This is a genomic window from Spirillospora sp. NPDC052242 (genome assembly GCF_040679555.1).
Classification (GTDB): domain Bacteria; phylum Actinomycetota; class Actinomycetes; order Streptosporangiales; family Streptosporangiaceae; genus Spirillospora.
The window spans coordinates 36,176-59,719 of the sequence record NZ_JBFAUZ010000039.1; the positions used below are offsets into that span (position 1 = coordinate 36,176).

A 23,544-nucleotide genomic window follows, 5' to 3' on the forward strand; every position below is an offset into this window, starting at 1 on the left:
CGCTCAGCGGGCCCCGGCGACGAGGCCGCCGACCAGGGCGCGGAGGCCGTCGAGGTAGGTGTCCTCGGCGGTCAGCTCCGCCCAGCGCCCCGCGACCCCCGCGACGCGGGGCAGCTCGGCGGCGTCGACGTCCGCGAACACCCGCTCCCGGTAGGTGGGTCGGTCGTCGGACGCGCGCCGCCGCTCCCCCGCCGCGCGGACGATCATCTCGCCGGCGGTGTAGTACCAGACGGCCCGGTAGCCGTACACGGCCTCCTCGGGCGTGAGGCCGCACTCGATCAGGCTGTCCATGATCTGCTCGACGAACCAGAGCGCCTCCTGCGACATCAGGTCGTCGGCGGTGAGCACCTCGACGATCCAGGGGCAGGACGCGAGCGTCCGGCGGATGGCGGCCGCCACGACGACCACCCGTTCGCGCGGGTCGTCCGGCAAGTCGGGCCGGTGCAGGTTGCGCGCCGCGTAGTCGTCCAGCAGCAGGACGAGCAGCTGCTCCTTGTCGCGCACGTGGTGGTAGAGCGCCATCGGCGTGCCGCCGATCTCCTGAGCCAGCCGGCGCATGGTCAGCCGGTCGACGCCCTCGGCGTCCACGATCCGGCGGGCGGTCTCGACGATCTCCGCGCGCGAGAAGCGCGGCGGCCTGCCCTTGCGCTGCGCGGACGGTTGCGGCATCCCCCCATCATCGCCCATCCGGCCCCGCGCCCGGGCCGGGCCGGGCCGCCGCCGTCATCGCGACGGCGCCACCAGGCCGAGCTCGTAAGCGATGATCACCAGCTGGACCCGATCGCGGGCGTCCAGCTTGGCCAGCAGCCGGGTGACGTACGCCTTGACCGTGGCCACGCTGATGAAGAGCCGGGCGGCGATCTCGGCGTTGGTCAGGCCGCCGCCGACCAGGGTGAGCACCTCGCGTTCACGGTCGGTGATGCCGCCGGTCGTGCGGCGCGGCGCCGGGGACGGGCCGGGGCGCCGGGCGAACTCCTCGATCAGGCGGCGGGTGACGCTCGGCGCGATCAGGCCGTCGCCGGCCGCGACCACCCGGACCGCCGCCAGGATGTCGGTCAGCGCCATGTCCTTGACCAGGAAGCCGGACGCTCCGGCGCGCAGCGCGCCGAAGACGTGCTCGTCCTCGTCGAACGTGGTCAGCACGACCACGCGGGCGCCGTCCGGGTCCGCGGTGATGGTCCGGGTGGCCTCGATGCCGTCCGTGCCGGGCATCCGAATGTCCATGATCACGACGTCGGGCCGCAGGTCGCGGGCCGTCCGGACGGCCTCCGCGCCGTCCCCGGCCTCGCCCACGACCTCGAGACCGGGCGCGTCGGCGATGACCATGCGCAACCCGGACCGGACCAGGGGCTGGTCGTCGGCGAGGACGATCCGTACGGTCATGGCGCACCCACCGGAAGCCGGGCGGCGACCCGGAAGCCGCCCCCGGGGCGCGGCCCGGCGGTGAAATCGCCGTCCAGCAGCCCGACCCGCTCGCGCATCCCGGCGATGCCGTACCCGGCGCCGGGCCGCCGCGGGCCGGGGCCCGGGTCGACGACCTCGATCGCCAGCCCGTCGCGGGCGTGCTCGATCGACACCCGGCACCGGCCGCCGCCGGAGTGGCGCATCACGTTGGTCACCGCCTCCTGCACGATGCGGTACGCCGACCGGTCGATCTCGGCGGGCAGCGGGCACCGCGGGCCGCGCCATGTCAGGTCGACGCGGACGCCCGCGGCCGCCGCCGCCGCGGCGAGCCGGTCGAGGTCGGCCAGGCCCGGGGCGGGCGCGGCCGTCACCGGCTCCGCCCGGCGGAGCGCGCCGAGCATGTGCCGCAGGCTCGCGAGCGTCTCCCGGCTCGCGGTCTCGATGGCGCCCAGCGCCTCGCGGGCGCCGGCGGGCCGGGTGTCGATGACCAGCTTCGCCGCGCCGGCCTGGATCGCGATGATGCCCATGCTGTGCGCCACCGAGTCGTGCAGTTCGCGCGCGATCCGCAACCGCTCGGCCGTCACGGCCTGCGCGTGCCGCGCGCGGGCGCCGTCCCGGCTCTGCCGCAGCCAGGTGCCGGCCAGCCAGGCGATGACGGCCGTCAGCGCGACGATCAGCTCGGCGGAGGTGCCGATGGGGAAGCCGAGCAGCAGCCGCACGGCCGCGTACCCGGTGAGCGTACCGACCGCCAGGCTCGCGGCCGCCAGCGCGGTGCGCTGCGGGCGCGTCGCCGCGATGTGGGCCAGGGCGACCTCGGCCGCCAGGAACTGCGCGAACGTGATCTCGGTCGAGGTCAGCGCCATCGCCGTGAACGCCGAACCGGCCAGCAGCAGCGACAGCGCGATGAGCGGCCGGCGGCGCAGCAGTACCGCCCCCGCGAGCGCCAGGACGGCGGCCGCCAGCACGAACGCCCAGTGCGTCGCCGAGAGGTGATCGTAGGACAGCGCGCGGAAGGGCCGCGCCTCGCCCGGCAGCCGGATGCCCCTGGTGAGCGAGTACGCCGAGCCCGCGCACCAGGCCAGGCCCGTCCAGATGCCCGGAGGCAGGCTCCGCACGCGCGCGACGTCCATGCCCGTGATCGTAAGCCGCCTCGCCGCTTCGCCGCATTGGCCCGGGGTCGTACACCCGTGGTCGGCATGGAGGCAGCCGCCGGGCCGATGCGCCGGCGGCGCCCGCCGGGGCAGCGTGGACGGGTGATCGAAGCGAGAGAACTGACTAGACGGTACGGCCGCACCGTCGCCGTGAACGGGTTGAGCTTCACGGTGCGCCCCGGTGTCGTGACCGGATTCCTGGGGCCGAACGGCGCCGGGAAGACCACCACGCTGCGGATGATCCTCGGCCTGATCGCGCCCAGCGGCGGGACCGTCACCGTGGACGGCGTCCCGTTCCGCGACCGGGCGCGCGGACTGCGGCACGTCGGCGCGTTGCTGGACGCGGGCGACGTGCACGGCGGCCGCAGCGCCCTCGCGCATCTGTCCGCGCTGGCCCGCGGCAACGGCATTCCGCGCCGCCGGGTGGACGAGGTGCTGGCGGAGGTGGGCCTGGCGGACGCGGCGCGGCGGCGGATCGGCGGCTTCTCCCTGGGGATGAAACAGCGGCTCGGGATCGCCGGCGCGCTCCTGGGGGAGCCGCCCGTGCTGCTGTTCGACGAGCCGCTGAACGGCCTGGACCCCGAGGGCGTCCGGTGGGTGCGGGGGCTGTTCCACCGGCTGGCCGCCGAGGGCCGGACCGTTCTCGTCTCCAGCCACTTGATGTCCGAGATGGAGCACACCGCCGACGACCTGGTCGTCATCGGCCGGGGCGCGCTGATCGCGGCGGAGCCGCTGGCCGCGTTCGCGGCGCGGGGCACGCGGCGGAACGTGACCGTGCGCACGCCCGACCCCGCGGCGCTGGAGGCCGCGCTGGCCGCCGAGGGCGGCGCGGTGACCCGGGAGAGCGACGGTTCGTGCACGGTGACCGGGCTCGACGCCTCTCGGATCAGCGAGCTCGCCTTCCGGCGCGGCGTCCTGCTGCACGAGCTCATCACCCGGAGGTCCTCGCTGGAGGAGGCGTTCATGGAACTGACCGCGGACAAGGCCGAGTACCGGGCGGGAGGGTCCCGATGACCGCCATGCCTCTCGCGGACTCCCGGCCCCGCTTCACCGACCTGGTCGCGGCCGAATGGATCAAGGTGCGGTCGCTGCGCTCCACCTACGGCGTCTTCGCGGTGGGCGCGCTCGTCTCGATCGCGATCTGCGCCAACTCCGCCCGCTCCAACGTCCACCTGATCGCGAGCAGCGCGGATCCGGCGCAGCAGCGCACCGGGATCGACCCGCTGCACGCGGCGTTCGTCCCGGAGGCCTACCAGATCCTGATGGTCGTCGCGGCGAGCGTCGGGGCCATCGCCATCGTCGGCGAGTACTCCAGCGGCATGATCCGGACGACGTTCGCGGCCGTGCCCGCCCGCCGTTCGGTCGTCGCGGCCAAGGCGGCCGTGGTGACCGCCGTCATGACGGTCTACGGGACGCTGGTCGCGGCGTCGTCGTTCGGCCTGACCCAGGCGATCTACGACGCCGAGGGCATCGGCCTGCCGATCGGCGCGCCCGGCGCGCTGCGCGCCGTGGCCGGGGCCGCGCTGCTCGCGCCCGTGTCCGCCCTGGTGGGGATGGCCTTGGGTGCGCTCGTTCGGCATCCCGCCGGGACCGTCGTCGCGGCCGTCGGCGTGCTCGTCCTGCTGCCGCGGCTGTTCGAGGGCGACACGTACCGCTGGGTGAAGGAGATCGGCAACGCGATGCCCTACAGCGCGTGGGCCGCGCTGGTGGAGAACCCGGCGCACGACATGCGGCCAGGGGGCGCGGAGGGAGGGATGCGCCCGGTCGAGGCGTACCCCGTCACGATCACCGAGGCATGGATCGTGTTCGGCGCATGGGCGGCCGTCGCGCTGCTCGTGACCGTGATCGCCGTCCACCGCCGGGACGTCTGAGCCGCTCCCCCGGCGGCTCGGGGTGGACGGCCGGGGCTCGCCGGAGCTACTTTCTATACATGTACAAAAACTCGCGAGGGCGGCCCGGCGTGGTGCTGGCGGCGGCGTCCGTCGCCCAGTTCCTCTTCGCCATGGACATGGCCCTCATGAACGTCGCGCTGCCCGACGTCCGCGCGTCCCTCGGCTTCGCGCAGGCCGGCCTGTCCTGGGTCGTGCACGCCTACGCGCTGACCTTCGGCGGGTTCCTGCTGCTGGGCGGCCGGCTCGCCGACCTGTACGGACGGCGCCGCCTGTTCGCCGCCGGGCTGGCGGCCTTCGCCCTGTTCTCGCTGCTCGGGGGCCTCGCGCAGGCCCCCTGGCAGCTCGTCGCCGCGCGGGCGGGGCAGGGCGTGGCGGCCGCCGCCGCGGCCCCGGCCGCGCTCGCCCTGATCACCACGACCTTCACCGAGGGACGCGAGCGCGTGCGGGCGCTCGGCGTGTGGAGCGCGATGAACGCGGCGGGCGGCGCGCTGGGCGTCCTCGCGGGCGGGCTGCTCGCCGAGTACGCGGGCTGGCGCTGGGTCATGCTCGTCAACCTGCCGATCGTCGCGGCGGCCCTGGCGCTGGTGCCCGCGGGCGTCCCCGCCGACGCGCGGACCGGACGGCGGGAGCGGCTGGACGCCCTCGGCGCCGTCCTCGCGACCGGCGGCACCGGCCTCCTGGTGTTCGGCGTCGTCCGCACCGACGTCACCGGGTGGGCGTCCGCGACGACCCTCGGCACGCTGGCCGCCGCGGCGGCCCTGCTGGCGGGCTTCGTGGTCACCGAGGCCCGGACGGCGTCACCGCTCGTCCGGCTCGGGCTGCTGCGGAGCCGCTGGGTGGCGGGCGCGAACGTGCTGGTGTTCCTCGCCGCCGCCGGGCAGTTCGCGGCGTTCTACTTCGTCTCCCTGTACATGCAGGAGGTGCTCGGGATGGGCGCCGCCGCGACGGGCGCGGCGTTCCTGCCCTTCACCGTCGGCGTGGTGGCCGGGACGGTGCTCGCGACCCGCGTCGGCGCGACCCGCTCGCCGCGCGCGTCCCTGGTCCCCGGGACGCTGCTGGCCGCCACCGGCCTGGGCTGGTTCGCGCTGATCAGCCCGGACGGCGGGTTCGTCACCGACGTGCTGGGCCCGTCGGTGCTCACCAGCGTCGGCCTCGGCCTGGTGCTGGCACCGGTCGCCGCCGCCGCGACGACGGGCGTCGCCCCGCGCGAGGCGGGCACGGCGTCGGGCCTGCTGAACAGCTCCCGGCAGCTCGGCGGCTGCGTCGGCCTCGGCGCCCTCGCCACCGTGGCCGCCGGACGCGTCGCCGACCCCGCGTCGGCGGCGTCCGTCAACGACGGCTATGCGCTGGGCCTCGCCGTCGCCGCCGCACTGTTCCTCGTCGCGACGGCCGTCGCGCTGTCCCTGCCGCGCCGCACGCCCCCGCCGTCCCCCGTCCCCGTGGAGAACCGGCTGGAGGGGACGCGCCGGTGAACCGCGCCGGCGCCTGACGCGCCGACGCCCGGCGGCACCTCGGCCGCCGGGCGTCGTCGCGGGTCACGCCTGGGCGACGGCGCCGGACTCGATGAGGGCGTCGACGTCGTCGAAGCCGAGGTCGGTGAGGACGTCGCGGGTCTGGCCGCCGGGCAGGACGGGCACGCCGTCGGTCTCTGCGGGCGTGCGGGAGAAGCGCGGGGCCGGGGCGGGCTGGCGGTGGCCGCCGAGCTCCGGGAACACGTCGCGGGACGTGTTGTACGGGTGCTCCTTCGCCTCCTCCAGCGACAGGACGGGCGCGACGCACGCGTCGCTCGGGAGGAAGACCTCGGCCCACTCGTCGCGGGTGCGGGCCTTGAAGGCGGTGGCGAAGCGGTCGCGCAGGTCGGGCCAGCGGGCGGTGTCGTGCTGCCCGGGCAGGTCCTCCCCGTCGAGGCCGAGCAGGCGGACGAACTCCGCGTAGAACTGGGGCTCGATCGCGCCGACCGCCATGTGCTTGCCGTCGGCCGTCTCGTAGACGTCGTACCAGGGGGCGCCGGTGTCGAGCATGTTGACGCCGCGGCGGTCCTGCCAGATGCCGCCCGCGAGGAAGCCGTGGATGAACGTGGACAGGTGCGCGGTGCCGTCGACGATGGCGGCGTCGACGACCTGGCCGCGGCCGCTCGTCCGGGACTCCAGCAGGGCCGACAGGACGCCGACGACGAGGTACATGCTGCCGCCCGCGAAGTCGCCGAGGAGGTTCATCGGGACCTGCGGCGGGCCGCCGGCGCGGCCGATGGCGTGCAGGGCGCCGGTGACGGCGATGTAGCCGATGTCGTGGCCGGCGCTCTGCGCGAGGGGGCCGTCCTGGCCCCAGCCGGTCATCCGGCCGTAGACGAGGGCGGGGTTGCGGTCGAGGCACGCGTCGGGGCCGATGCCGAGGCGCTCGGTGACGCCCGGCCGGAAGCCCTCCAGCAGCACGTCCGCCTTCTCGACGAGGCGCAGGACGACGTCCCGGCCCCGGTCGGACTTGAGGTCGACCGCGACGGAGCGCTTGCCGCGGTTGGTGAAGTCGGTGGCCATCCCGGCGCCGACGGCCGAGGCGCGCTCCACCCGGATCACCTCGGCGCCGAGGTCGGCCAGCAGCATCGCGGCGAACGGACCCGGGCCGATTCCGGCCAGCTCGATCACCCGCACTCCGGAGAGCGGACCCTTGCCCATCTCGCGACCCCTTCACTGAACGTCGTTCGGTCCCTCCCAGTGTGCACCATCGGCGTAAGCGTGTGCTGACGCGGGTCAGCGGTCGCGGTCCCGGGCGGTGACCCGGACGGCGCCGCCCGGGTCGGGCGAGGTGCCGACGAGCAGCCGGCCCTCCGTGCGGGTGCGCAGCCCGCCGTCCGCGTGCGGGGTGAGGCCGCGGGCGGCGGCGGCGAGGTAGCGGCGGGTACCGTCCGGCGCCGTCCACCACGTGCCGCTCACCGGGCGTCGCACGTCGCAGGCGCCCGTCCGGATCCGTTCGTCCCGGGTGAGGAGCATCGCCTCGGACGAACCGGTCCCGTCGGCGAACGCCAGGCGGGTGCACGCCCAGTCGGCGCGGCCCCCGCCGTGCGGCAGCCGCCCGGTCCAGAAGTCCCACGCGACGGCCTCGGCGACCGACCGGTCCCGCTCGGCGGTGAGGCAGCCGAGCCGGTCCCAGAAGTCGCGGCCCGCGGGCCCGAGCCGTTCCGGGGGCGCGGCGTCGGTCGTCCGGTGGTCGGGCGAGCGGTAGGCCAGGACGGACGCGCGCGGGCCGCCGAGGGCCCCGACGGTGCGGGAGCCGACGTGGAACAGCGGGCCGCGGCCGCAGGGCGTCGCGGGCGCGACGGGCGCGGTCACGCCGTCGCGGACCGCCAGGGCCGCGCCGTCGAGGGTCTCGGGGGCGGCGTCCCAGGGGGCGAGCAGCCAGCGGTCCCCGGGCAGCGCGATCGGGGCGGCGGGGTCGGCGCCGGCGGCGCGGACCTCTAGCCCGGCCGGGGTGTAGCGGGCGAGGCGGGCGCCGCTGCGCATCACTGCGAGCGGCCCGCCCGCGGCGCGCCCGGCGTAGAGGAGCTGGGCGGCGTCGCCGGGCCGGTCCGCGCCGGTCTCCGCGGCCCAGGCGGTGGCGGCCTCCCGCAGGAACACCTGGTCGCGGACGAGGTCGCCGCGCGCGGGCCAGGCGTCCAGGCTCCGGACGGCGCGCCAGGCGTCCGGCGCGGCGGTGACGAGCCGCAGCGGCGGGGCGGGCGCCCGGGGCGGGCGCTCGGTGACCACCAGCGCGCCGACCAGGACGGCGGTGAGCGCGGCGGCCGTCACCAGCGGCAGCACCGACCGGTTCCGGACGGGCCGGACCGGCACCGGCTCGAACCGCGCGGGCCGCCGCGACGGTGGCACCTCGACCGCGTCGGCCGCCTCGATCACCTGCCAGGGGCGGCGCACCCGCAGCTCGATGAGCTGGTCGCGGACGGCGAAGCGCGGCATCCCCTCGATGTGCAGGAGCACGTAGGCGACGCGGACGCCGGGCTCCAGCTTGGCGAGCGCGACGGTCAGCGCGGGATCGGGCAGCCGGGCGGGCAGCGCGCGCAGCCAGGGCCCGAGGCCGATCTGCAGCCGGCGGGACGGCCGCATCGCGCGGCGCAGCACGCGGGTGCGGCGGCGGGCGAGCCCGGCCGCCGAACGGTCGCGGGCGCCGCGCGCGGTGCCGTCCACGATCCGCCGGGCGATCGCCAGCCGGTAGACGCGCTTGCCCCGGCCCGGCAGAACGAAATACGCCATTCGGACAAGGTCGCCGTACGCCGATTTGGCCGCGGGCGATTCCGCCTCCGGATTCGTCAGGACATCTTCCATCACGGCGCGCCACTCCGCTCCATGCGTTTCCCCGTTCGCGGATCCGAGGTTATGGGGCGCGCGGACCGGCGCGGAGCCGAATTGGAAGAACGCTGACGAAGGCCAAAGAATATGTCGTGCATTTCAGGACGAGTCGCCGGACGCTCCGGCGCCCCGGGCGTCCCGCCCTGCACCGAGAACGACCACGCCCGTTTCGTCCCCTCCCCGTACTACCCTGGGGATCTCCGGGGGACGCCCCGGACGTCCGCGCCCCCGCCGCGGTGAACGCAACCGAGAAGGATCCCCCGACGCATGACCGAGGACGTCCCGGGCTACCGGGTGCTGGAACAGGTCGGCGAGGGCGGCTTCAGCGTCGTGTACCGCGCGCACCAGGAGCGCCTCGACCGCATGGTCGCCCTCAAGGTGCTGTCGGTCAGCGCCGTCGACGACGCCGCGATGCGGCGCTTCCAGCGCGAATGCAAGATCACCGGACGGCTGTCGGGGCACCCCAACATCGTGACCGTGCTCGACACCGGCACGACCCGCTCCGGCCGCCCGTACATCGCGATGGAGTACTTCGAGCACGGCGCGCTGTCCGACCGGCTCGCCCGCGAGGGCCCGCTCGGCGTCGCCGAGGTGCTGCGCGTCGGCGTCAAGATGGCGGGCGCGCTCGCCGCCACCCACGAGACGGACGTGCTGCACCGCGACGTCAAACCGCAGAACGTCCTGCTGTCCCGGTACGGCGAGCCCGCGCTCGCCGACTTCGGCATCGCGCGCCTGGTCGACTCCTTCGACGCCACCCACACCCAGGCGTTCACCCCGCACCACGCCGCGCCCGAGATCCTCCAGGGCGGGCAGCCCGGCGTCGGCGCCGACATCTACTCGCTCGGCTCGACCCTGTACCAGCTCCTCGCCGACCGGCCCGCGTTCAAGGGCCCGCCCGGCGAGGGCATCGCGTTCCTCATGCTGCGCATCATGAACGACGCGCCCCCGGCCATCCCCCGCCCGGACGTGCCGCGGCAGGTGCAGGAGGTCATCGGACGGGCGATGGCGAAGACGCCCGAGCAGCGGTTCGCCAGCGCGGTCGAGTTCGCGCAGGCCCTGCAGAAGGTGCAGGCCGAACTGGGCCTGCCCGTCACCGACGTGGCGCACAGCGGCATGTCCACCCTGCCGCACCCGACGGGCGCCGGGCCGGTGCCGTTCTCCGACACCGGCGGAACGGCCCCGGCGAGCGGGCGGCTCTCGTTCCCCGACACCTCGGGCCCGCCGCCCGTCCCGGAGTGGGCGCCCACCGCCCGCGGGCCCGCGCCGACGCTCCCCCGCCCGGCCGCCCCGGCGCCGACCTCGGACACCTCGCCCTGGCACCCCAACGCGGCGCACTCCACGTCGCCCGGACCGCCCGTGTCGCCCACGGCGCCCGCGTCGTCCCGTCCGGAGTACCCCGCGTACGACGCGGCCCCGCAGCCGCTCCAGGCCGCCCCGCCCGTCCCGCCCGCCCCGGGCGCGGGCGCGGCGCCGGGCGCGCCGCACACGGGGCCGCAGGACGGGCCGTCCCGCGGGCTGATCGTCGCCGTGTGCGTCGCGCTCGTCGGCGGCCTCGCCCTCGGCATCGGCGCGCTCACGGCGTCCGGCGGCGAGGACCCGAAGGGGAACGCGCCTGCCGCGGGCGGCGGCACGCCGACGCCCCCGGCCGCGTCCGGGCCCCCCGAGCCGATCAGCGCCGAGCAGATCGCCGCCGCGCGCCCGCAAGGCCTGCGGGCCAAGGCCGCGGCGAACGGCGCGGTGCTCGCCTGGACGCTGCCCCCGGCCGCGCGCGAGCTCCCGCTGCTGATCCAGCGGGACCCCGCCGGTTCGGAGCCGATCAAGACGGTGGCCCCCGGATCGACGCAGACGGCCGTCTCCCCGCTCATCCCGAACGAGGACAACTGCTTCCGGATCGGCGCCGTCCTGCGCGTCAACCAGGGCGCCTCACCGGACGTGGCCTGGTCGAAGGTCGCCTGCGTGGCGCAGGCCCGGGGCGGAGCCTGAACGAGTCCGCCCCGCCCCGGTTCCGGGGTGGGGCGGATGGTCGTACGGCGCGAACGGGTCTATGGCTTGATCGGTCCGGCGGTCGCCGAACCGGTCACCCGCCGCAGTTCCAAACCGGAGGACCCGCGAGAGTGTTCCAGTTGCCCGGCGTATCGATCAGATAGCCGATGACGTAGCCGGTTTTCCCGTTATAGGTGATCTTCGTGTAGGTATTGCCGCTGAGGCTCGTATCCCTAGGGTGCGTGTAGCTAGCACCCTTCACCTTGCAATGCACCGTGACGTTCTCACCGTTGTTGTCGTACATCTCGGTAACGACGGAATTTCCGGACCCGGCGGGCGTATTCCTGACGAACGCGGTGGAATTACCATTCGAGGTGACCGGATAGGTGGTGTCCGGTCCCTCCAGCTGCACGTCGACGGTGGTGCCCGAGCCGGCTTCGGCGGCGTTCATGGACGTGACCGTGAACGTGTAGGCGCCGTTCGTCCAGACGTCGGTGAGGGCGGCGGACGTGCCGGTCACGACCTTCGAGCCCGTGACGGGGCCCGTCCACTCGACCTTGTACTGGGACGCGCCGCCGCCCGCGGGGGCGGCCCACGACACCGTGGTGCCGGACGACGTCGCCTGTGCGGCGACGTTGGTCGGGGCGCCGGGCGTCACGCACGGGCGCACGGGGTCGCTGGCCGCGGAGAGGACTTCCTGCGCCCGCCCCTGGGGGTCGGTGTACTGGACGGCCACGCGGAACCGGTACTCCTGCCCGCAGTCGCCGCCGGTCACGGTGAAGGCGGGCGCGGCGTTCGGCGCGACGGCGGCCGGGGTCGCGGTGAGGCCCGCCGGGACGTCCTTGAGCGTGTAGCCGGTGATGCGTTCGCCCTGGGAGGGCTGGAACGAGACCTGCATGGTCCCGTCGCCCGGCGCGACCGTGACGTTGGACGGGGCGGTGGGCGCGCCGGGCTGCCGGGGGTTCCCGGCCGGCGGCAGGACCGGGTCCTGGCCGGGCCGCCGCGAGGTACCGGGCACCGGGGGCGCGTCCCCGGTGCCCGGGAGCGGGATCTCGCGGCGGCGATCGCCGCCCGCGACCTGCTCGCGGTACTTGTCGACCGCCTTGGCCCGCCCCTGCCGGTCGACGACGACGGCGCCCGGGCCGTCCGGGTCGTTCGCCCACAGCAGACCGTCCTTGACGAACACCTCCAGGGGCGACTTCGGGCGGCCGACCGTGATGGGCTTCTCGAAGCGCTTGGACGCCGCGTCGTAGACGATGAGGGCCCCGGCGGTCTCGTCCGGGATGTACACCTTCGTGCCGAGGACCTGCGGCGCCCGGTAGCGGTGCCGGGGCATCTGCAGCCGCGTGCTGGTGTAGCGGCCGGTGCCGGTGTCGAGGGTGACGAGGGAGCCGGTGCCGGGGACCAGCATCGGGACGATCGTGCCGTCGGCGATCGCGGGGGCGAGCACCCCGCCGCGCCCGGCCTCGCGGACGCTGGAGGGCAGCGAGATCGTCAGCCGCGTCCCGGACGGCTCGACGACGGTGGCGGTCGCGGCGGTCGAGTCGACGACGATGGGGGTGCCGGCGGCGATCGTGAGCGTCAGGTCGTGACCGGGTTCGCCGACGTCGACGGGCTCGTGCAGCCGCCCGTCCCGGTATCCGGCGAGGCGCCCGTGCACGGCCACCGGCACCCACAGGTCGCCGCGGGCGCCGATCCCGGCCTGCCCGAGGACGGGGTCGAGCCGCGCGGCCTCGCCGACGGGCTGCAGGGTGATCGCGTCGAGCTGCTGCACGCCGCCGTTCACCGAGTCGACGGTGTAGGCGCGGCCGTCCTGCGCGAGGACCTGGATCCCGGCGCCGAACTCGGCGCTGCCGGCGATCTTCATCTGGGCGGGGTCGAGCCGGCTGACGACGCCGGTCTCCTGGTCGACGATGAGGATCGTCGTCCCGTCCTGCACGACCTTGATCCGGTTGCCGCGGGCGTTCGCGGGCAGCGGGGCCTTGCCGTCGACCTTGCCCGCGAGTCCGTTGACGTGGACGACCAGGCCCTTCGTCCGCGCGGACAGCCAGGCGCCGACGTCGGCGAGGTCGTACTTCGCGCTGGCCGCGCCGACCCCGTAGACGACGGCGGCGATCACGACCGCGCCGACGAGGCCGACGGCGATCTGCCCCGTCAGCCGGTCGCGCGTGAAGACGGCGCCTGCACCCACCCGTGGACCACCTTCCCCGATTCGCGCTCACCGTAGTGACTTCCGTCCGAGCGCCGGGGAAAATGACCGGATCCGGTCGCCGATGACGGGTTTAGTCGCCGTTTCCTGCGTCGAGGGCCCCGATGTACGTCGGGATCGTGATGTTGCGTCCGGACACCACGACGACGAGCCGTCCCGCGGCCTCGACGCGGCCCGCCAGGACGGCGGCGACCCCGGCGGCGCCCGCGCCCTCGGCGACGAGCCCGTGCTCGCTCAGCAGCCACCGCAGCGCGGCGCGGATCTCGGCGTCCGTGACGGCCGTCAGATCGGCGCCCCGGATCAGCCCGGGCGTGACGCAGCCGGGTTCGAGGTTGCCCGGCAGGCCGTCGGCGAACGTGTCGCCGACCGGCACCTCGACGACGCGTCCCGCCTCGACCGACGCCGACACGCCCCGCGACGCCGCCGACTCCACCCCGACGATCCGCACGTCGCCGCGTCCGCGCGCCCACAGGGACAGGCCCGCCGCGAGGCCGCCGCCGCCCACCGGCGCGACGACCGTCAGCGGGCCGTCGGCCTGCGCGTCGAGTTCCCGGCCGATCGTCCCCTGCCCGGCGATGACCGCCGGGTCGTTGTACGGGGAGACGTACCGGCCGGGCAGCGTCAGCGCGTGCGCCTCGGCCTCGTCGTAGGTCGTCCCGTACTGGACGAGCCGCACCGGGAACCCGCCGATGCGGTCGACCTTCGCGCGGGACGCGCGGGTGGACACCACGACGGTGACGTCCGCGCCCGTCTCGGCCGCCGCGAACCCCATCCCGAGGCCGTGGTTGCCCGCGCTCGCCGTGACCGCCGGTTCCCCGGCGGGCAGCGCGTCCACCGCCGCGATCGCGCCCCGCACCTTGAACGAGCCGGTCGGCTGGAACGTCTCGAGCTTCAGCAGCGCGCCGGGCGCGAGGCCCGACGGCACCAGCGGCGTGGGCGCGAGGCGCCGCGACACGGCGCGCCACGCGCGGTCCAGGTCGTCCGGTCCGGGGACACGGACGGGACGGGCCGTCATGGGCGTTCGCCGGGTCCGCCCGGCAGCGTCCGCGTGCGCATCCGACCACCCTAGTCAGCGTCCGGTGAGGGAGCGCGGGTGCAGGCGGCGGCGGAGGCGGCGCAGCCGCCCGGCCTTCGCGGTGACCAGCCGCCCGACGGCGTCGGTGTGCCGCCAGGCGCGGTCGGCGGCGGCCGCGTCCGGCGGCGACGGCGCGAAGCGGGTGCGGTCGACGAGTTCGGCGAGCGGGCCCAGCTCGCCCTGCGCGTCGGCGCCCACGCTGGACGCGCCGAAGCGTGCGACCTCCTGCGCGGTGAGGGTGCGGGACGCGCCGAGCCCCGCGTCGGCGAGGTGGTCGAGGGCCTGCCGCCAGGCACCCGCGATGCGTTCGGCGGGCGGGCCCGCCCGCCTGCGGCGGGTGCGGAGGGCGGGCGCGAGGAGGACGGCGAGGACGTACCCGAGGACGAGCGCCGCCCCGGCGATCGACGCGAACACCCACCACGGCGTGGGCTCGTCCCGTGCGGCCGTCCGCGCCGCCCGCTTCCCGGGCTTCTCGCCCGCCCCGGGCCCCTGCTGCGGGGACGCCGCGTTCTTCTGCGCCTGCTCGAGCCGCTGCGCCGACTCCCCCGCCGCGACGGCGTCGTTGTCCTTCGAGCGCCGCGCGTCGTCGGGCAGCGGGTTGAAACGCACCCAGCCGAGCTCCTCGAACTTGACCTCGGGCCACACCATCACGTCGCCCGCCCGCACCTGCACGGCCCCGCCGGCGCGCTTCCCGCCGGAGAACCCGACGACGAGCCGGCACGGCAGCCCCACCGAGCGGGCGAGCAGCGCGTACGCGGCGGCGAAGTGCTCGGGCGTCCCGCGGCGGCCCTCGGCGAGGAAGTAGTCGATCTGCCGGTAGCCGTGCCCGGGCGCCGCCGTCACGTCGTACTTCGCGTACCGCTTGAGGTACTCGGCGAGCATCGCCGCCTTCTGGACGCCGGTCGTCGCGCCGCGCGTCGCCGCCGCCGCGAACCGCGCGAACTCGTCGAGCTGCACGGGCTCCTTCGTCGCGCCCGGCCCCCACGGCAGCTTCAGGGCGGCGCGCGCCTCGGCGTCGCGGGCGACGCGGGCGCCTTCGAGGTCCTCGGCCCGCCACTCCGGGACGACCGACGTGACCGTGTACGAGCGCCCGGGCGTCAGCGGCTCCGCCGCGGCGAGCGTCCCGGCGGCGGGGTCGGCGACGACGGGCATGCCCTCGACGCGGCGCGGCCGGTCGGGCGCGGGGACCCACACGCCGGGCAGGTCCCGGACGGTGATCCGCTGCGTCGTCGTGTGCGACCGCTCCCGCTCCGGCCCCTCCGGCACACGGCTGCCCGTCGGGACGAACCGGGCCGTGGACGACCACGTCACCCCGTCGAACGCGTCGAGCACCGCGAGCCGCTCGATCTCCGGCCGGCCCGAGTCCACGGTGAACAGGACCTGGTCGGGGCGCAGCAGCCACCCGCCGACGCGGTCGAGGGGGCTGACGCCGTCGCGCTGCTGCGGCGGCGGCGCCTCCACCTGCTCGCGCGGGTCGTAGGGGTCGGCCGCGACCGGCACGACGGGCGCCACCAGGTACGCGAGGACGCCGAGGACGGTCGCGCACGGCACCCCGAGCGCGATCGGCCGCCACGCCGGGCCCGCGTCGGGCTCGCCGGAGCGGACCGGCGCCAGCACCGCGATCAGCACGACGGTCACGGCGGCGAGCGGCACGTTCGTCCCCGGGCCGTCCACGCCGAGCAGCAGCGCGACCGCCCACACCGCCAGGGCCGGGACGCACGGCAGCGCGCGCTGCGACGTGCGCAGCGCCACCTCCGCCGCCGCGAACGCCGCCAGCCACACGAGCACGCCGACCAGGATCAGCAGGCGCGGCTCGGCCGGGGCGGGCAGCAGCGTCGTCAGGATCTCCTTCCACCCGCTCAGCACGCCGTCCCGCAGCGTCTGCGGCAGGGTGCCCGCGCTCAGCGCGGGACGCAGCACGGTGAGCGCGGACGTCCCGGCCCAGGCGGCGACCGTCAGCACCAGCGACAGCCACAGCGGCCACGGCCGTCCCTTCTTGCGGGGCCCCGACAGTAGCGCGGCGAGCAGCGTCGGGACGACCGCCGCCACGGCGACCACGGGGATCACCGGCCCGTACCCGAACACCCGGTTGAAGGCGAGGCCCGCGACGGCCGCCAGCGCGGCCGTCACCGCGAGCGACGCGTACCGGGCGCCCGGCCGGATCCCCGGCGCCGCCTCGCGCGGCGCCGTCCCGGACCGGGCCCGCCCCGTCCCGGAGCCGCGGTCGACGGGCGGCGTCGTGCTCGCGCTCATCGGGCCGCCCCCAGCCGCCGCCACGTCTCCGGCAGGTCGTCCAGCACGGCCACGTCGGCGACCCGGACGCCCGGCGGCGCGGGCGCGGGACCGGGCGGGCGCACCCGCAGCACCACCACCCGGTCGAACCGGCCGCGCACCGCCGCGATCCGCCCCAGGTCGGCGTCGCCCGGCGTGACGACGACCAGCGAGCCGCCCGCGCGCACACGCCGCACCACGTCCATCGTCGGCTGCGGGCACTCCCGCGCGGCGACGCCGGTGAGCCGGTCCAGGATCTCCTCCACGTCGCCCGGGCCGCCCCGCGTCTCCGCGACCGGCCCGTTCCCCGTCAGCACCCGGACCGGGAAACCCGCCGCCGCGGCGCCCGCAGCGACGCTCGCCGCCGCGTCCACCGCCAGCTCGAAGTCGTCGGGGTCCGGCCAGCGCTCCGGGCGCGCCTCCAGCACCACCGTGGTCGTCGGGAGACTCGCGTCCACGAGCTGCCGCACCATCAGCGTCCCCGTCCGGGCCGACGACTTCCAGTGCACGTGCCGCAGCTCGTCCCCGATCACGTACTCGCGCAGCGCGTGGAACGTCGCCGTCCCCGCCGGGGACCGGTCGCTCGTCGGCCCCTCCAGATGGTGCGCGCGGCCCGACGGCAGCGGCGGCAGCACGACCGTCCGGGGGCGCACCAGCAGCGTCCCCGGCGCCCCGTACTCGCGGACCCGCCGCGCCAGCCGCAGCGGGTCGGCGCGCACCAGCCGCAGCGGGCCCACCGCGATCCGGCCCCGCCGGTCCGTCGGCAGCGCGTACGACACCGTCCGGGTCGCGCCCGCCCGCAGGCGCGGGACGTCCACCGCCACCTCCGCCGCGCCCGCCGCGTCGCGCGCGGTGAGCCCCCGCACGCCGCGCCCGGCGCTCGTCACGTGCAGCACCCCGGTCGCGGGCTCGCCGCGCCCGACCTTCGCGGGCGCGATCTCCCGCCGCACCTCCAGCCGCGGCCGCGGCAGCGTCCACAGCACGGCCGCCGCCACCGCGACCAGCCCCGCCACGGCGAACGCCGCCGGCTCGGGATACCCGAGCCACCAGCCCGCCGCGTACAGCACCGCCGACGCGACCGCAGTGCCCCGGCCCAGCGGCGTCAGCACGCCCGTCCCCCGCCCCTCGCCCACGCCCCGCCCCTCAGACGGCGGCGGCCTGCGGCGTCGGCACGTTCGCGAGCGCCTCGCCCACGACGTCCGCCCCGTCCCGCCCCCGCAGCTCCGCCTCCGGCGTCACGACGAGCCGGTGCGCGACCACCGGCACCGCGAGCGCCTTCACGTCCTCGGGCACCACGTACGCGCGTCCGGCCGCCGCCGCCCGCACCCGCGCCGCGCCCAGCAGCGCGATGCTCGCGCGCGGGCTCGCACCGAGCCGCAGGTCCGGATGCCCGCGGGTCGCCGACACCACCCGCACCACGTAGTCGTGCAGCGGCGGCGCCACGTGCAGCCGCCGCGCGAAGTCGATCATCCGGGCGAGGTCGTCCCGTCCCAGGACCGGCGGCAGCCGGTCGAGCATCGCGCCCGTCGGCGCGCCCGCCAGCATCGCCACCTCGGCCCGGTGGTCGGGGTACCCCATCGAGATCCGCATGAGGAACCGGTCGAGCTGCGCCTCCGGCAGCGGGTACGTCCCGTCCATGTCCACGGGGTTCTGCGTCGCCACGACCATGAACGGGCGCGGCACCGGATGCGGCCGCCCCTCCACCGTGACGCGCCGCTCCTCCATCACCTCGAGCAGCGCCGACTGCGTCTTCGGCGACCCCCGGTTGATCTCGTCCGCGACCGCGATGTTCGCGAAGATCGGCCCCGGATGGAACTCGAACGCGTTCTTCCCCTGGTTGAAGATCGACACCCCGGTGATGTCGCTCGGCAGCAGGTCGGGCGTGAACTGGATCCGCGCCCACTCCGCCTCGACCGACACCGAGATCGCCCGCGCCAGCGTCGTCTTCCCCACGCCCGGGACGTCCTCGACGAGCAGGTGCCCCTCCGCGAGCAGGCACGTCAGCGCCAGCTCCACCCGGTCCCGTTTCCCGCGCACGACCCGCTCCACGTTGCCCGCCAGCGCGGCGAACATCTGCGCGAACCGTCCCGCCATCGCGTCCGGGTCGACCCCGGCGTGCTCCGTCATCCCCTGCTCCCCGTGCTCACCGCCCGGCCCCGCCGGACATGTCGTGACTCGGACGCCGACACCCCGCCATCGGTTGCGCCCGACATCCACCCGCCGCCGCCTGGTCGTGCCTCGGCCCCGCGGCGGGCGGGTGGGCGCTCACTCGACTCATTCGGCGCATTCGAACAGTCCGTCCGAGGGGAAGCCGTTCTTGGACGTGGCGACCAGAGTGTCGTTGAGGTAGCCGTCGCCGTACTGCGTCTGGACCTTGTTCCAGATGTCGCTGCTGGTCCCGCTCTCGCTGTCGGTGTAGGCCTCGCCTCGGACCTGGCACACGACGGTCATCGTGATGATCTCGCCTCGCGGGATCCGGCCGTTCTGGGCTCCGCCGGTTCCCGGGGTGGACCGGATGATGGTGTTCGTCTGGCCGTTGTTCTGGTTCTGGAACTGCCGCGTCGGATAGGCCAGGTCGACGGTCGTCGCGACCGGGGTGGAGGTTCCGGCGCCGTTGCGGGCGGTGACGGCGATCTGGTGGCGGGCGTTGTTCGGCAGGCCGCCGACCGTGGCCGACGTCGACTCGGTCTCGAGCGTCCCGGCGGGCGTGGTGACCGTGTAGGTGACGTCGTAGCCCGGGGAGGCGTTCCACGTGAGCCGGGCGCCGTGGTTGACGGGCGTCGCGCGCAGGGCCGTGGCCGGGGGCGGGGCCTGGCAGGCGGTGGCGCCGACGTCGCCGGACGGGCTGTGCTTCGTCTTCCCCGAAGCGTCCCGGTACACGGCGGCGACCTTGAAGACGTGCGTGGTCGCGTCGCAGGTGAGGCCGCCGACGGTGAAGGCGCCCTCGGTCGCGGTGCCGGGGTGCGTCCGCGGGGACGCGGCGGCGACGGGGCGGCCGGCGGCGTCCAGGAGGACGAAGCCGGTGACCGGGAAGACGCCCCGCGGCTGCGGCGCGGCGGTGAACCGGACGACGACCGCGCCGTTCTCGCCGGACGCGGTGGGGGTCGGCGGGTCGGGGGCGGCGGGGTCGGGCTTCGCGGGCGGGCGGGGCGGGCCGCCGCGCCCGGAGCCGCGCCCGCCGCCGGTGTTGGCGCCGTCCCCGCCGCCGCCGGGGTCCGCCTGGACGGGAAGGGGGCGGCGGGCGCCGCCGGGGACGTCCTCCTCGTACTTCTGCACGCGCCTGACCGCGCCGTCGCGGGTGAAGGCGAGGGCGAGGGCGCCGTCGGGGTCGTTGAACCACAGCATGTGGTCGCGGACGAGCGCCTCGATCGCGCCGCCGGGACGGGTGGCGGCGATCGGCTCCCGCCAGGCGCCGGCGGCGGTGTCGAACACCAGGAGGCGTCCGGACGTGCGGTCGGGCAGGTAGACGCGGGACCCGAGGATGTGCGGGGGCGCGAACTCGTGGTCGGGGACGCGCAGCGCCACCGACTCGACGCGGCCGACGCCGGTGTCCAGCAGGTGCAGGGAGCCGCCCGCGCCGAGCATCGGGACGACCCCGCCGTCGGTCGCCGCGGGGACCTCGACGCCCCCGCGGGTCGCCGCGACCCCCGCGGGCAGCCGGATCGTCTGGACGCCCTCGGGACGCACGACGTGCGCGGTCGCGGACGTGCTGTCGACGACCACGGGGGTGCCGGCGGCGATCGTGAGGGAAAGGGTGTCGCCGGGTTCGCCGACGTCGACCGGGGTGCCGGGTCCGCCGTCGTGGAACGGGACGACCCGGCCGTCCCGCGGGACGGGCACCCAGAGGGCGCCCCGGCCGTCGATGCCCGCCTGGCCGAGGGGGGCCGCGAGGGTGGCGGCGGCGCCGAGGGGCGCGAGGCTGACGGGGTCGATGCGCTGGACGACGCCCTTCACGAGGTCGACGGTGTAGGCGGCGCCGCCGCCGACGGCGACCTGCAGGCCGGGGCCGCCCAGCCCGCGGGACCCGATGATCTCGAGCTGCGCCGGGTCGATGCGGCTGACGACGCCGGTCTCGGTGTCGACGAGCAGGACCGTGGTGCCGTCCTGGACGACCCGGATGCGATGCCCGCGCATCCCCGGCGGCAGCTCGGCCCTGCCGTCGACCTTGCCGGCGGGCCCGTTGGCGTGGACGACGAGGCCCTTGGCGCTCGCACCGAGCCAGGCGCCGACGTCGGACGGCCGGTAGCGGGCGCTCGCCGCGCCGACGCCGTAGACGAGCGCGCCGACGACCAGCACGCCCGCGAGCGCGATCGCGATCTGCCCCGTCAGCCGGTCGCGTCCGAAAGACCGGATGATCCCGTGCGGCTTCCCCGTCCGCGCGGGAGAGCGTCCGCCGCCCAATCCCGTCACCCTCTCGTCGCGCCGCCGTCCGCCCCCGCGGAGCCGGTGGCGCGGCGCCCGCCGTACGGGAGGGCACCATAACGGTTGTGCGGGTCGTACCGGAACGGAAGCGCACGGCTCGGGCCTGCCGCGACGCGGCGGGGCGGCGGGTCACGGGTGCGGGCGGGTGACATGTCTCACATTCGGCGGCGGCGTCGCCGTTCCGGGGGTGCGGAACCGAACGCGAGCCTTGTCCGCGACGTCCTACTGTTGGGCATCGCGACGAGGAATCCGGGGTGGACGTGGAGAACGCAAGCATCGCCGACCTGTGGGACCGCCTGACGGGCACGCAGCCGGACCCGCCGTGGTGGCTGGTCGCGCTCGTCGGCCTGGTGGCGCTCGGGACGGTGCTGCACGGCCCGACGTGGCGGGTCGCGCGGAACACGGTGACGATCGCGCACGAGGGCGGGCACGCGCTGGCGGCGCTGCTCACCGGCCGGAAGCTGGACGGCATCAAGCTGCATTCCGACACGTCGGGCGTAACGGTGTCGCGGGGCAAGCCGCACGGTCCCGGGATGGTGTTCACGGCGTTCGCCGGATACGTCGCCCCTCCCCTGCTCGGGCTGCTGTTCGCGGTGCTGCTGGCGGCCGGGCGGATCACCCTGATGCTGTGGTTCACGCTGGCCCTGCTCGCGGCGATGCTGGTCATGATCCGCAACGCCTACGGCGTGCTGTCGGTGGTCGGGACGGGCGCGCTGGTGTTCGCCGTCTCCTGGTTCGGGTCGGCGGAGGTCCAGGCGGGGTTCGCCTACCTGGCGGCGTGGTTCCTGCTGCTGGCGGCGGCCCGCCCGGTGGTGGAGCTGCAGCGGATGCGGGCGCGGCGGATGGCCCCGACCTCCGACGCCGACCAGCTCGCGCACCTGACCGGCGTCCCCGGGGCGGCGTGGGTGACGATGTTCGGCGCGGTCGCGCTCGCCGCGCTCGTCGCGGGCGGCGCGCTGCTCGCCCCGTCCGACCTGTCGCCGTCCGACCTGCCCGACCTGCCCCTCATGCCCGGTAACTGACCGGGCCCGCCGTGTTCGCCCGCGGCCCGGGCGGCCGTAGGGTGAACGTGTACCGCACCCTCCTTAACGGGAACGCTCCATGGCCGCCGGCAGCCTCGCCCGCACCGCCCGCCGGGCCGTGCGCGGCGCCGCCGCCGAACGGCCGCTGCCCGTGCGGGTGCTGGTGATCGCGCTGATGCCGCTCGCCGTCGCGGCGGCCGTCTGCCTGAAGCCGGTCGACCGCGCGGAGGCGTCCGCGCCGCCCCCGGCGTCCGGCCCCGGCGCGGCGCCGGCGGCCGTCCACGTCCAGGCCGGCGGGCCGGACGCGCCGGACGCGCCGGACGCGCCGGACGCGCCGGACGACGAGCGGTACTGCTCGAACCAGAAGACCACCCCGGGGCAGTCCGCCCCGAACGCCGCGCCCGAGGCGCCGTCCACGCTCGTCCCGGCGACCCTCGCGCCGCCGCCCCGCGTCCCGGCCGTGCGCACCGCACGGAACGAGATCGGGCCCGCGCCGCCCGAGCCCCGGCACATCCCGCTCTCCGTACTGCGGATCTAGAGCCGCGCGCCGCTCCGCGCGCGGCCCGTCGGCGTCCCCTCGGCGCCGCACGGACCGTCACGGTCACTCCACGGCCCTGGGAGTTCCACGACGTCGCCTACGGCAAGGAGCGCAAGCGCAACAGCGGCGCGTTCTCCCAGGACGACCTCGCGAAGATGGCCCGCGAGGCGGGGGTCCCCGACATCGACCAGTTCCGCCTCGACATGACGCTCGACCCCGCCGTCGAGGCCCTGCGGCGCGACATGACCGAGGGCTACGAGCTCGGCGTCCCCAGCACCCCGGCGTTCCTGATCAACGGCAAGCCGATGCTGGGCGCGCAGCCGTTCGAGGTGTTCGACGGCGAGATCCGCGCGGCGCTGCGGCAGGCGGAGGGGGCGGGCCGGTGACGCCCGACATCGGCATGACCGCCGCGTTCCTCGGCGGCCTGCTCGCCCTGCTCAGCCCGTGCAGCGCCCTGCTGCTCCCGGCCTTCTTCGCGTACGCGTTCACCGGCACGTCGCAGCTCGTCGGGCGCACCGTGGTCTTCTACGCGGGGCTGTGCACCACGCTGGTGCCGCTGGGCGTGGCCGGATCGTTCGCGGGCCGGCTGTTCTACGGGCACCGCGACGTGCTGGTCGCGGTCGGCGGCTGGACGGTCATCGCGCTCGGCGTCGCGCAGATCGCCGGGCTCGGCTTCGCGTTCCGGCGCGTCCGGGACCGGGCGGCGCGGATCCGGCCCGGGTCGTCCGGCTCGGTGTACGCGCTCGGCGCGCTCTACGGCCTGGCGGGCTTCTGCGCCGGGCCGGTGCTGGGCAGCGTGCTGACGGTGTCCGCGATGAGCGGTGCCCCGCTGTACGGGGGCGTCCTGCTGGCGGTCTACGCGCTCGGCATGGCGCTGCCGATGTTCGTCCTCGCGTTCTGCTGGGACCGTTTCGGGCTCGGCCGCAAGCGGTGGCTGCGCGGCCGGGCGTTCCGGGTGGGACGGCTGGAACTGCACACCAACTCGCTGGTGTCCGGCGCGTTCTTCATCGTGCTCGGGGCGCTGTTCCTGCTGTTCGACGGCACGTCCGCCATGCCCGCGCCGCTCGACGTGGACGCCGAGTTCGCGGCGCAGCGCTGGGTGCAGGACGTCGCCGGGCGCGTCCCGGACGGCGCCGTGGTCGCGACCGTCGCGGGCGTCGCGGCGGCGGGCGTGCTGCTGGCGCAGCTCGTCCGGGCCCGGCGCGCCGTCCGGGAGCGCGAGCCGACGCGGCGCTGACGG

General features: G+C 76.2%; 18 protein-coding genes and 1 pseudogene. 8 read left to right on the forward strand and 11 right to left on the reverse strand.

Going from position 1 to position 23,544, the window contains the following annotated elements; genetic code table 11:
* Positions 1–3: 3 nt before the first annotated feature.
* From AB0L25_RS28465 to AB0L25_RS28475, 3 genes are read right to left on the reverse strand one after another with little or no spacing between them, the layout of a single operon-like run.
* Positions 4–669 (reverse strand): TetR/AcrR family transcriptional regulator, encoded by a 666-nt coding sequence (locus AB0L25_RS28465; RefSeq protein WP_500175787.1) that lies wholly within the window; start codon positions 667–669, stop codon positions 4–6.
* 54 nt (positions 670–723) lie between these two features.
* Positions 724–1,383, reverse strand: coding sequence for a response regulator (locus AB0L25_RS28470; protein WP_500175788.1), 660 nt, complete (start codon positions 1,381–1,383; stop codon positions 724–726).
* A complete protein-coding gene (locus AB0L25_RS28475; protein WP_500175789.1) occupies positions 1,380–2,534 on the reverse strand; it encodes a sensor histidine kinase in 1,155 nt (384 codons plus the stop codon). Before AB0L25_RS28475 ends, AB0L25_RS28470 begins: the two co-directional genes overlap by 4 nt.
* Positions 2,535–2,657: 123 nt before the next feature.
* On the opposite strand from AB0L25_RS28475, the gene AB0L25_RS28480 reads away from it, so the two are divergent.
* The 3 genes from AB0L25_RS28480 to AB0L25_RS28490 are packed head-to-tail and all read left to right on the forward strand — an operon-like array spanning position 2,658 to position 5,919.
* On the forward strand, positions 2,658–3,569 hold the full coding sequence (locus AB0L25_RS28480) for an ATP-binding cassette domain-containing protein (protein WP_500175790.1): 912 nt from the start codon (positions 2,658–2,660) through the stop codon (positions 3,567–3,569).
* Positions 3,566–4,426, forward strand: a complete 861-nt coding sequence (locus tag AB0L25_RS28485; protein WP_500175791.1) for a hypothetical protein — start codon at positions 3,566–3,568, stop codon at positions 4,424–4,426. Before AB0L25_RS28480 ends, AB0L25_RS28485 begins: the two co-directional genes overlap by 4 nt.
* 59 nt (positions 4,427–4,485) lie before the next feature.
* Entirely contained in the window at positions 4,486–5,919 is a 1,434-nt protein-coding gene (locus AB0L25_RS28490) for an MFS transporter (RefSeq protein ID WP_500175792.1), read from the forward strand.
* Positions 5,920–5,982: 63 nt separating this feature from the next.
* On the opposite strand, the gene AB0L25_RS28495 is transcribed toward AB0L25_RS28490, so the two are convergent.
* Complete coding sequence (locus AB0L25_RS28495; RefSeq protein WP_500175793.1) at positions 5,983–7,119, reverse strand: CaiB/BaiF CoA transferase family protein; 1,137 nt, start codon at positions 7,117–7,119, stop codon at positions 5,983–5,985.
* 75 nt (positions 7,120–7,194) lie between these two features.
* The gene (locus AB0L25_RS28500; RefSeq protein ID WP_500175794.1) at positions 7,195–8,688 is read right to left on the reverse strand and encodes a hypothetical protein; all 1,494 of its coding nucleotides are present in this window, start codon (positions 8,686–8,688) and stop codon (positions 7,195–7,197) included.
* A 363-nt stretch (positions 8,689–9,051) separates the two neighbouring features.
* On the opposite strand from AB0L25_RS28500, the gene AB0L25_RS28505 reads away from it, so the two are divergent.
* A complete protein-coding gene (locus AB0L25_RS28505; protein ID WP_500175795.1) occupies positions 9,052–10,767 on the forward strand; it encodes a serine/threonine-protein kinase in 1,716 nt (571 codons plus the stop codon).
* Positions 10,768–10,861: 94 nt separating this feature from the next.
* On the opposite strand, the gene AB0L25_RS28510 is transcribed toward AB0L25_RS28505, so the two are convergent.
* The 6 genes from AB0L25_RS28510 to AB0L25_RS28535 form a co-directional block, all read right to left on the reverse strand.
* On the reverse strand, positions 10,862–12,958 hold the full coding sequence (locus tag AB0L25_RS28510) for a fibronectin type III domain-containing protein (RefSeq protein ID WP_500175796.1): 2,097 nt from the start codon (positions 12,956–12,958) through the stop codon (positions 10,862–10,864).
* A 91-nt stretch (positions 12,959–13,049) separates the two neighbouring features.
* Positions 13,050–13,991, reverse strand: coding sequence for a threonine ammonia-lyase (locus AB0L25_RS28515; RefSeq protein WP_500175797.1), 942 nt, complete (start codon positions 13,989–13,991; stop codon positions 13,050–13,052).
* Positions 13,992–14,045: 54 nt separating this feature from the next.
* Positions 14,046–16,304 carry a transglutaminase TgpA family protein gene (locus AB0L25_RS28520; RefSeq protein ID WP_500175798.1) on the reverse strand — a complete coding sequence of 753 codons (2,259 nt, stop codon included), beginning with the start codon at positions 16,302–16,304 and terminating at the stop codon, positions 14,046–14,048.
* Positions 16,301–17,455, reverse strand: a complete 1,155-nt coding sequence (locus tag AB0L25_RS28525) for a DUF58 domain-containing protein (protein ID WP_500175799.1) — start codon at positions 17,453–17,455, stop codon at positions 16,301–16,303. The genes AB0L25_RS28520 and AB0L25_RS28525 overlap by 4 nt, the downstream gene beginning before the upstream one ends.
* Before the next feature lie 10 nt (positions 17,456–17,465).
* Positions 17,466–18,449, reverse strand: coding sequence for an AAA family ATPase (locus tag AB0L25_RS28530; protein ID WP_500175800.1), 984 nt, complete (start codon positions 18,447–18,449; stop codon positions 17,466–17,468).
* Between the two features lie 147 nt (positions 18,450–18,596).
* Positions 18,597–20,723 (reverse strand): hypothetical protein, encoded by a 2,127-nt coding sequence (locus AB0L25_RS28535; protein WP_500175801.1) that lies wholly within the window; start codon positions 20,721–20,723, stop codon positions 18,597–18,599.
* 281 nt (positions 20,724–21,004) lie between these two features.
* Here AB0L25_RS28535 and AB0L25_RS28540 point away from each other — a divergent pair, with 281 nt between their 5' ends.
* From AB0L25_RS28540 to AB0L25_RS28555, 4 genes and pseudogenes are all read left to right on the forward strand, one after another.
* Positions 21,005–21,766 (forward strand): M50 family metallopeptidase, encoded by a 762-nt coding sequence (locus AB0L25_RS28540; RefSeq protein WP_500175834.1) that lies wholly within the window; start codon positions 21,005–21,007, stop codon positions 21,764–21,766.
* A gap of 79 nt (positions 21,767–21,845) precedes the next feature.
* Entirely contained in the window at positions 21,846–22,304 is a 459-nt protein-coding gene (locus AB0L25_RS28545; protein ID WP_500175802.1) for a hypothetical protein, read from the forward strand.
* 140 nt (positions 22,305–22,444) lie between these two features.
* Positions 22,445–22,690, forward strand: a pseudogene (locus tag AB0L25_RS28550) (DsbA family protein); the annotation flags it as partial.
* The gene (locus AB0L25_RS28555) at positions 22,687–23,541 is read left to right on the forward strand and encodes a cytochrome c biogenesis CcdA family protein (RefSeq protein ID WP_500175803.1); all 855 of its coding nucleotides are present in this window, start codon (positions 22,687–22,689) and stop codon (positions 23,539–23,541) included. The pseudogene AB0L25_RS28550 and the gene AB0L25_RS28555, both read left to right, overlap by 4 nt.
* Positions 23,542–23,544: the final 3 nt, after the last annotated feature.

Coding starts and splice junctions, on each gene's coding strand:
- AB0L25_RS28530 (WP_500175800.1), bottom strand. CDS start 18,449: ATGACGGAGCACGCCGGGGTCGACCCGGACGCGATGGCGGGACGGTTC.
- AB0L25_RS28500 (WP_500175794.1), bottom strand. CDS start 8,688: ATGGCGTATTTCGTTCTGCCGGGCCGGGGCAAGCGCGTCTACCGGCTG.
- AB0L25_RS28495 (WP_500175793.1), bottom strand. CDS start 7,119: ATGGGCAAGGGTCCGCTCTCCGGAGTGCGGGTGATCGAGCTGGCCGGA.
- AB0L25_RS28520 (WP_500175798.1), bottom strand. CDS start 16,304: ATGAGCGCGAGCACGACGCCGCCCGTCGACCGCGGCTCCGGGACGGGG.
- AB0L25_RS28505 (WP_500175795.1), top strand. CDS start 9,052: ATGACCGAGGACGTCCCGGGCTACCGGGTGCTGGAACAGGTCGGCGAG.
- AB0L25_RS28515 (WP_500175797.1), bottom strand. CDS start 13,991: ATGACGGCCCGTCCCGTCCGTGTCCCCGGACCGGACGACCTGGACCGC.
- AB0L25_RS28475 (WP_500175789.1), bottom strand. CDS start 2,534: ATGGACGTCGCGCGCGTGCGGAGCCTGCCTCCGGGCATCTGGACGGGC.
- AB0L25_RS28490 (WP_500175792.1), top strand. CDS start 4,486: ATGTACAAAAACTCGCGAGGGCGGCCCGGCGTGGTGCTGGCGGCGGCG.
- AB0L25_RS28545 (WP_500175802.1), top strand. CDS start 21,846: ATGGCCGCCGGCAGCCTCGCCCGCACCGCCCGCCGGGCCGTGCGCGGC.
- AB0L25_RS28470 (WP_500175788.1), bottom strand. CDS start 1,383: ATGACCGTACGGATCGTCCTCGCCGACGACCAGCCCCTGGTCCGGTCC.
- AB0L25_RS28485 (WP_500175791.1), top strand. CDS start 3,566: ATGACCGCCATGCCTCTCGCGGACTCCCGGCCCCGCTTCACCGACCTG.
- AB0L25_RS28465 (WP_500175787.1), bottom strand. CDS start 669: ATGCCGCAACCGTCCGCGCAGCGCAAGGGCAGGCCGCCGCGCTTCTCG.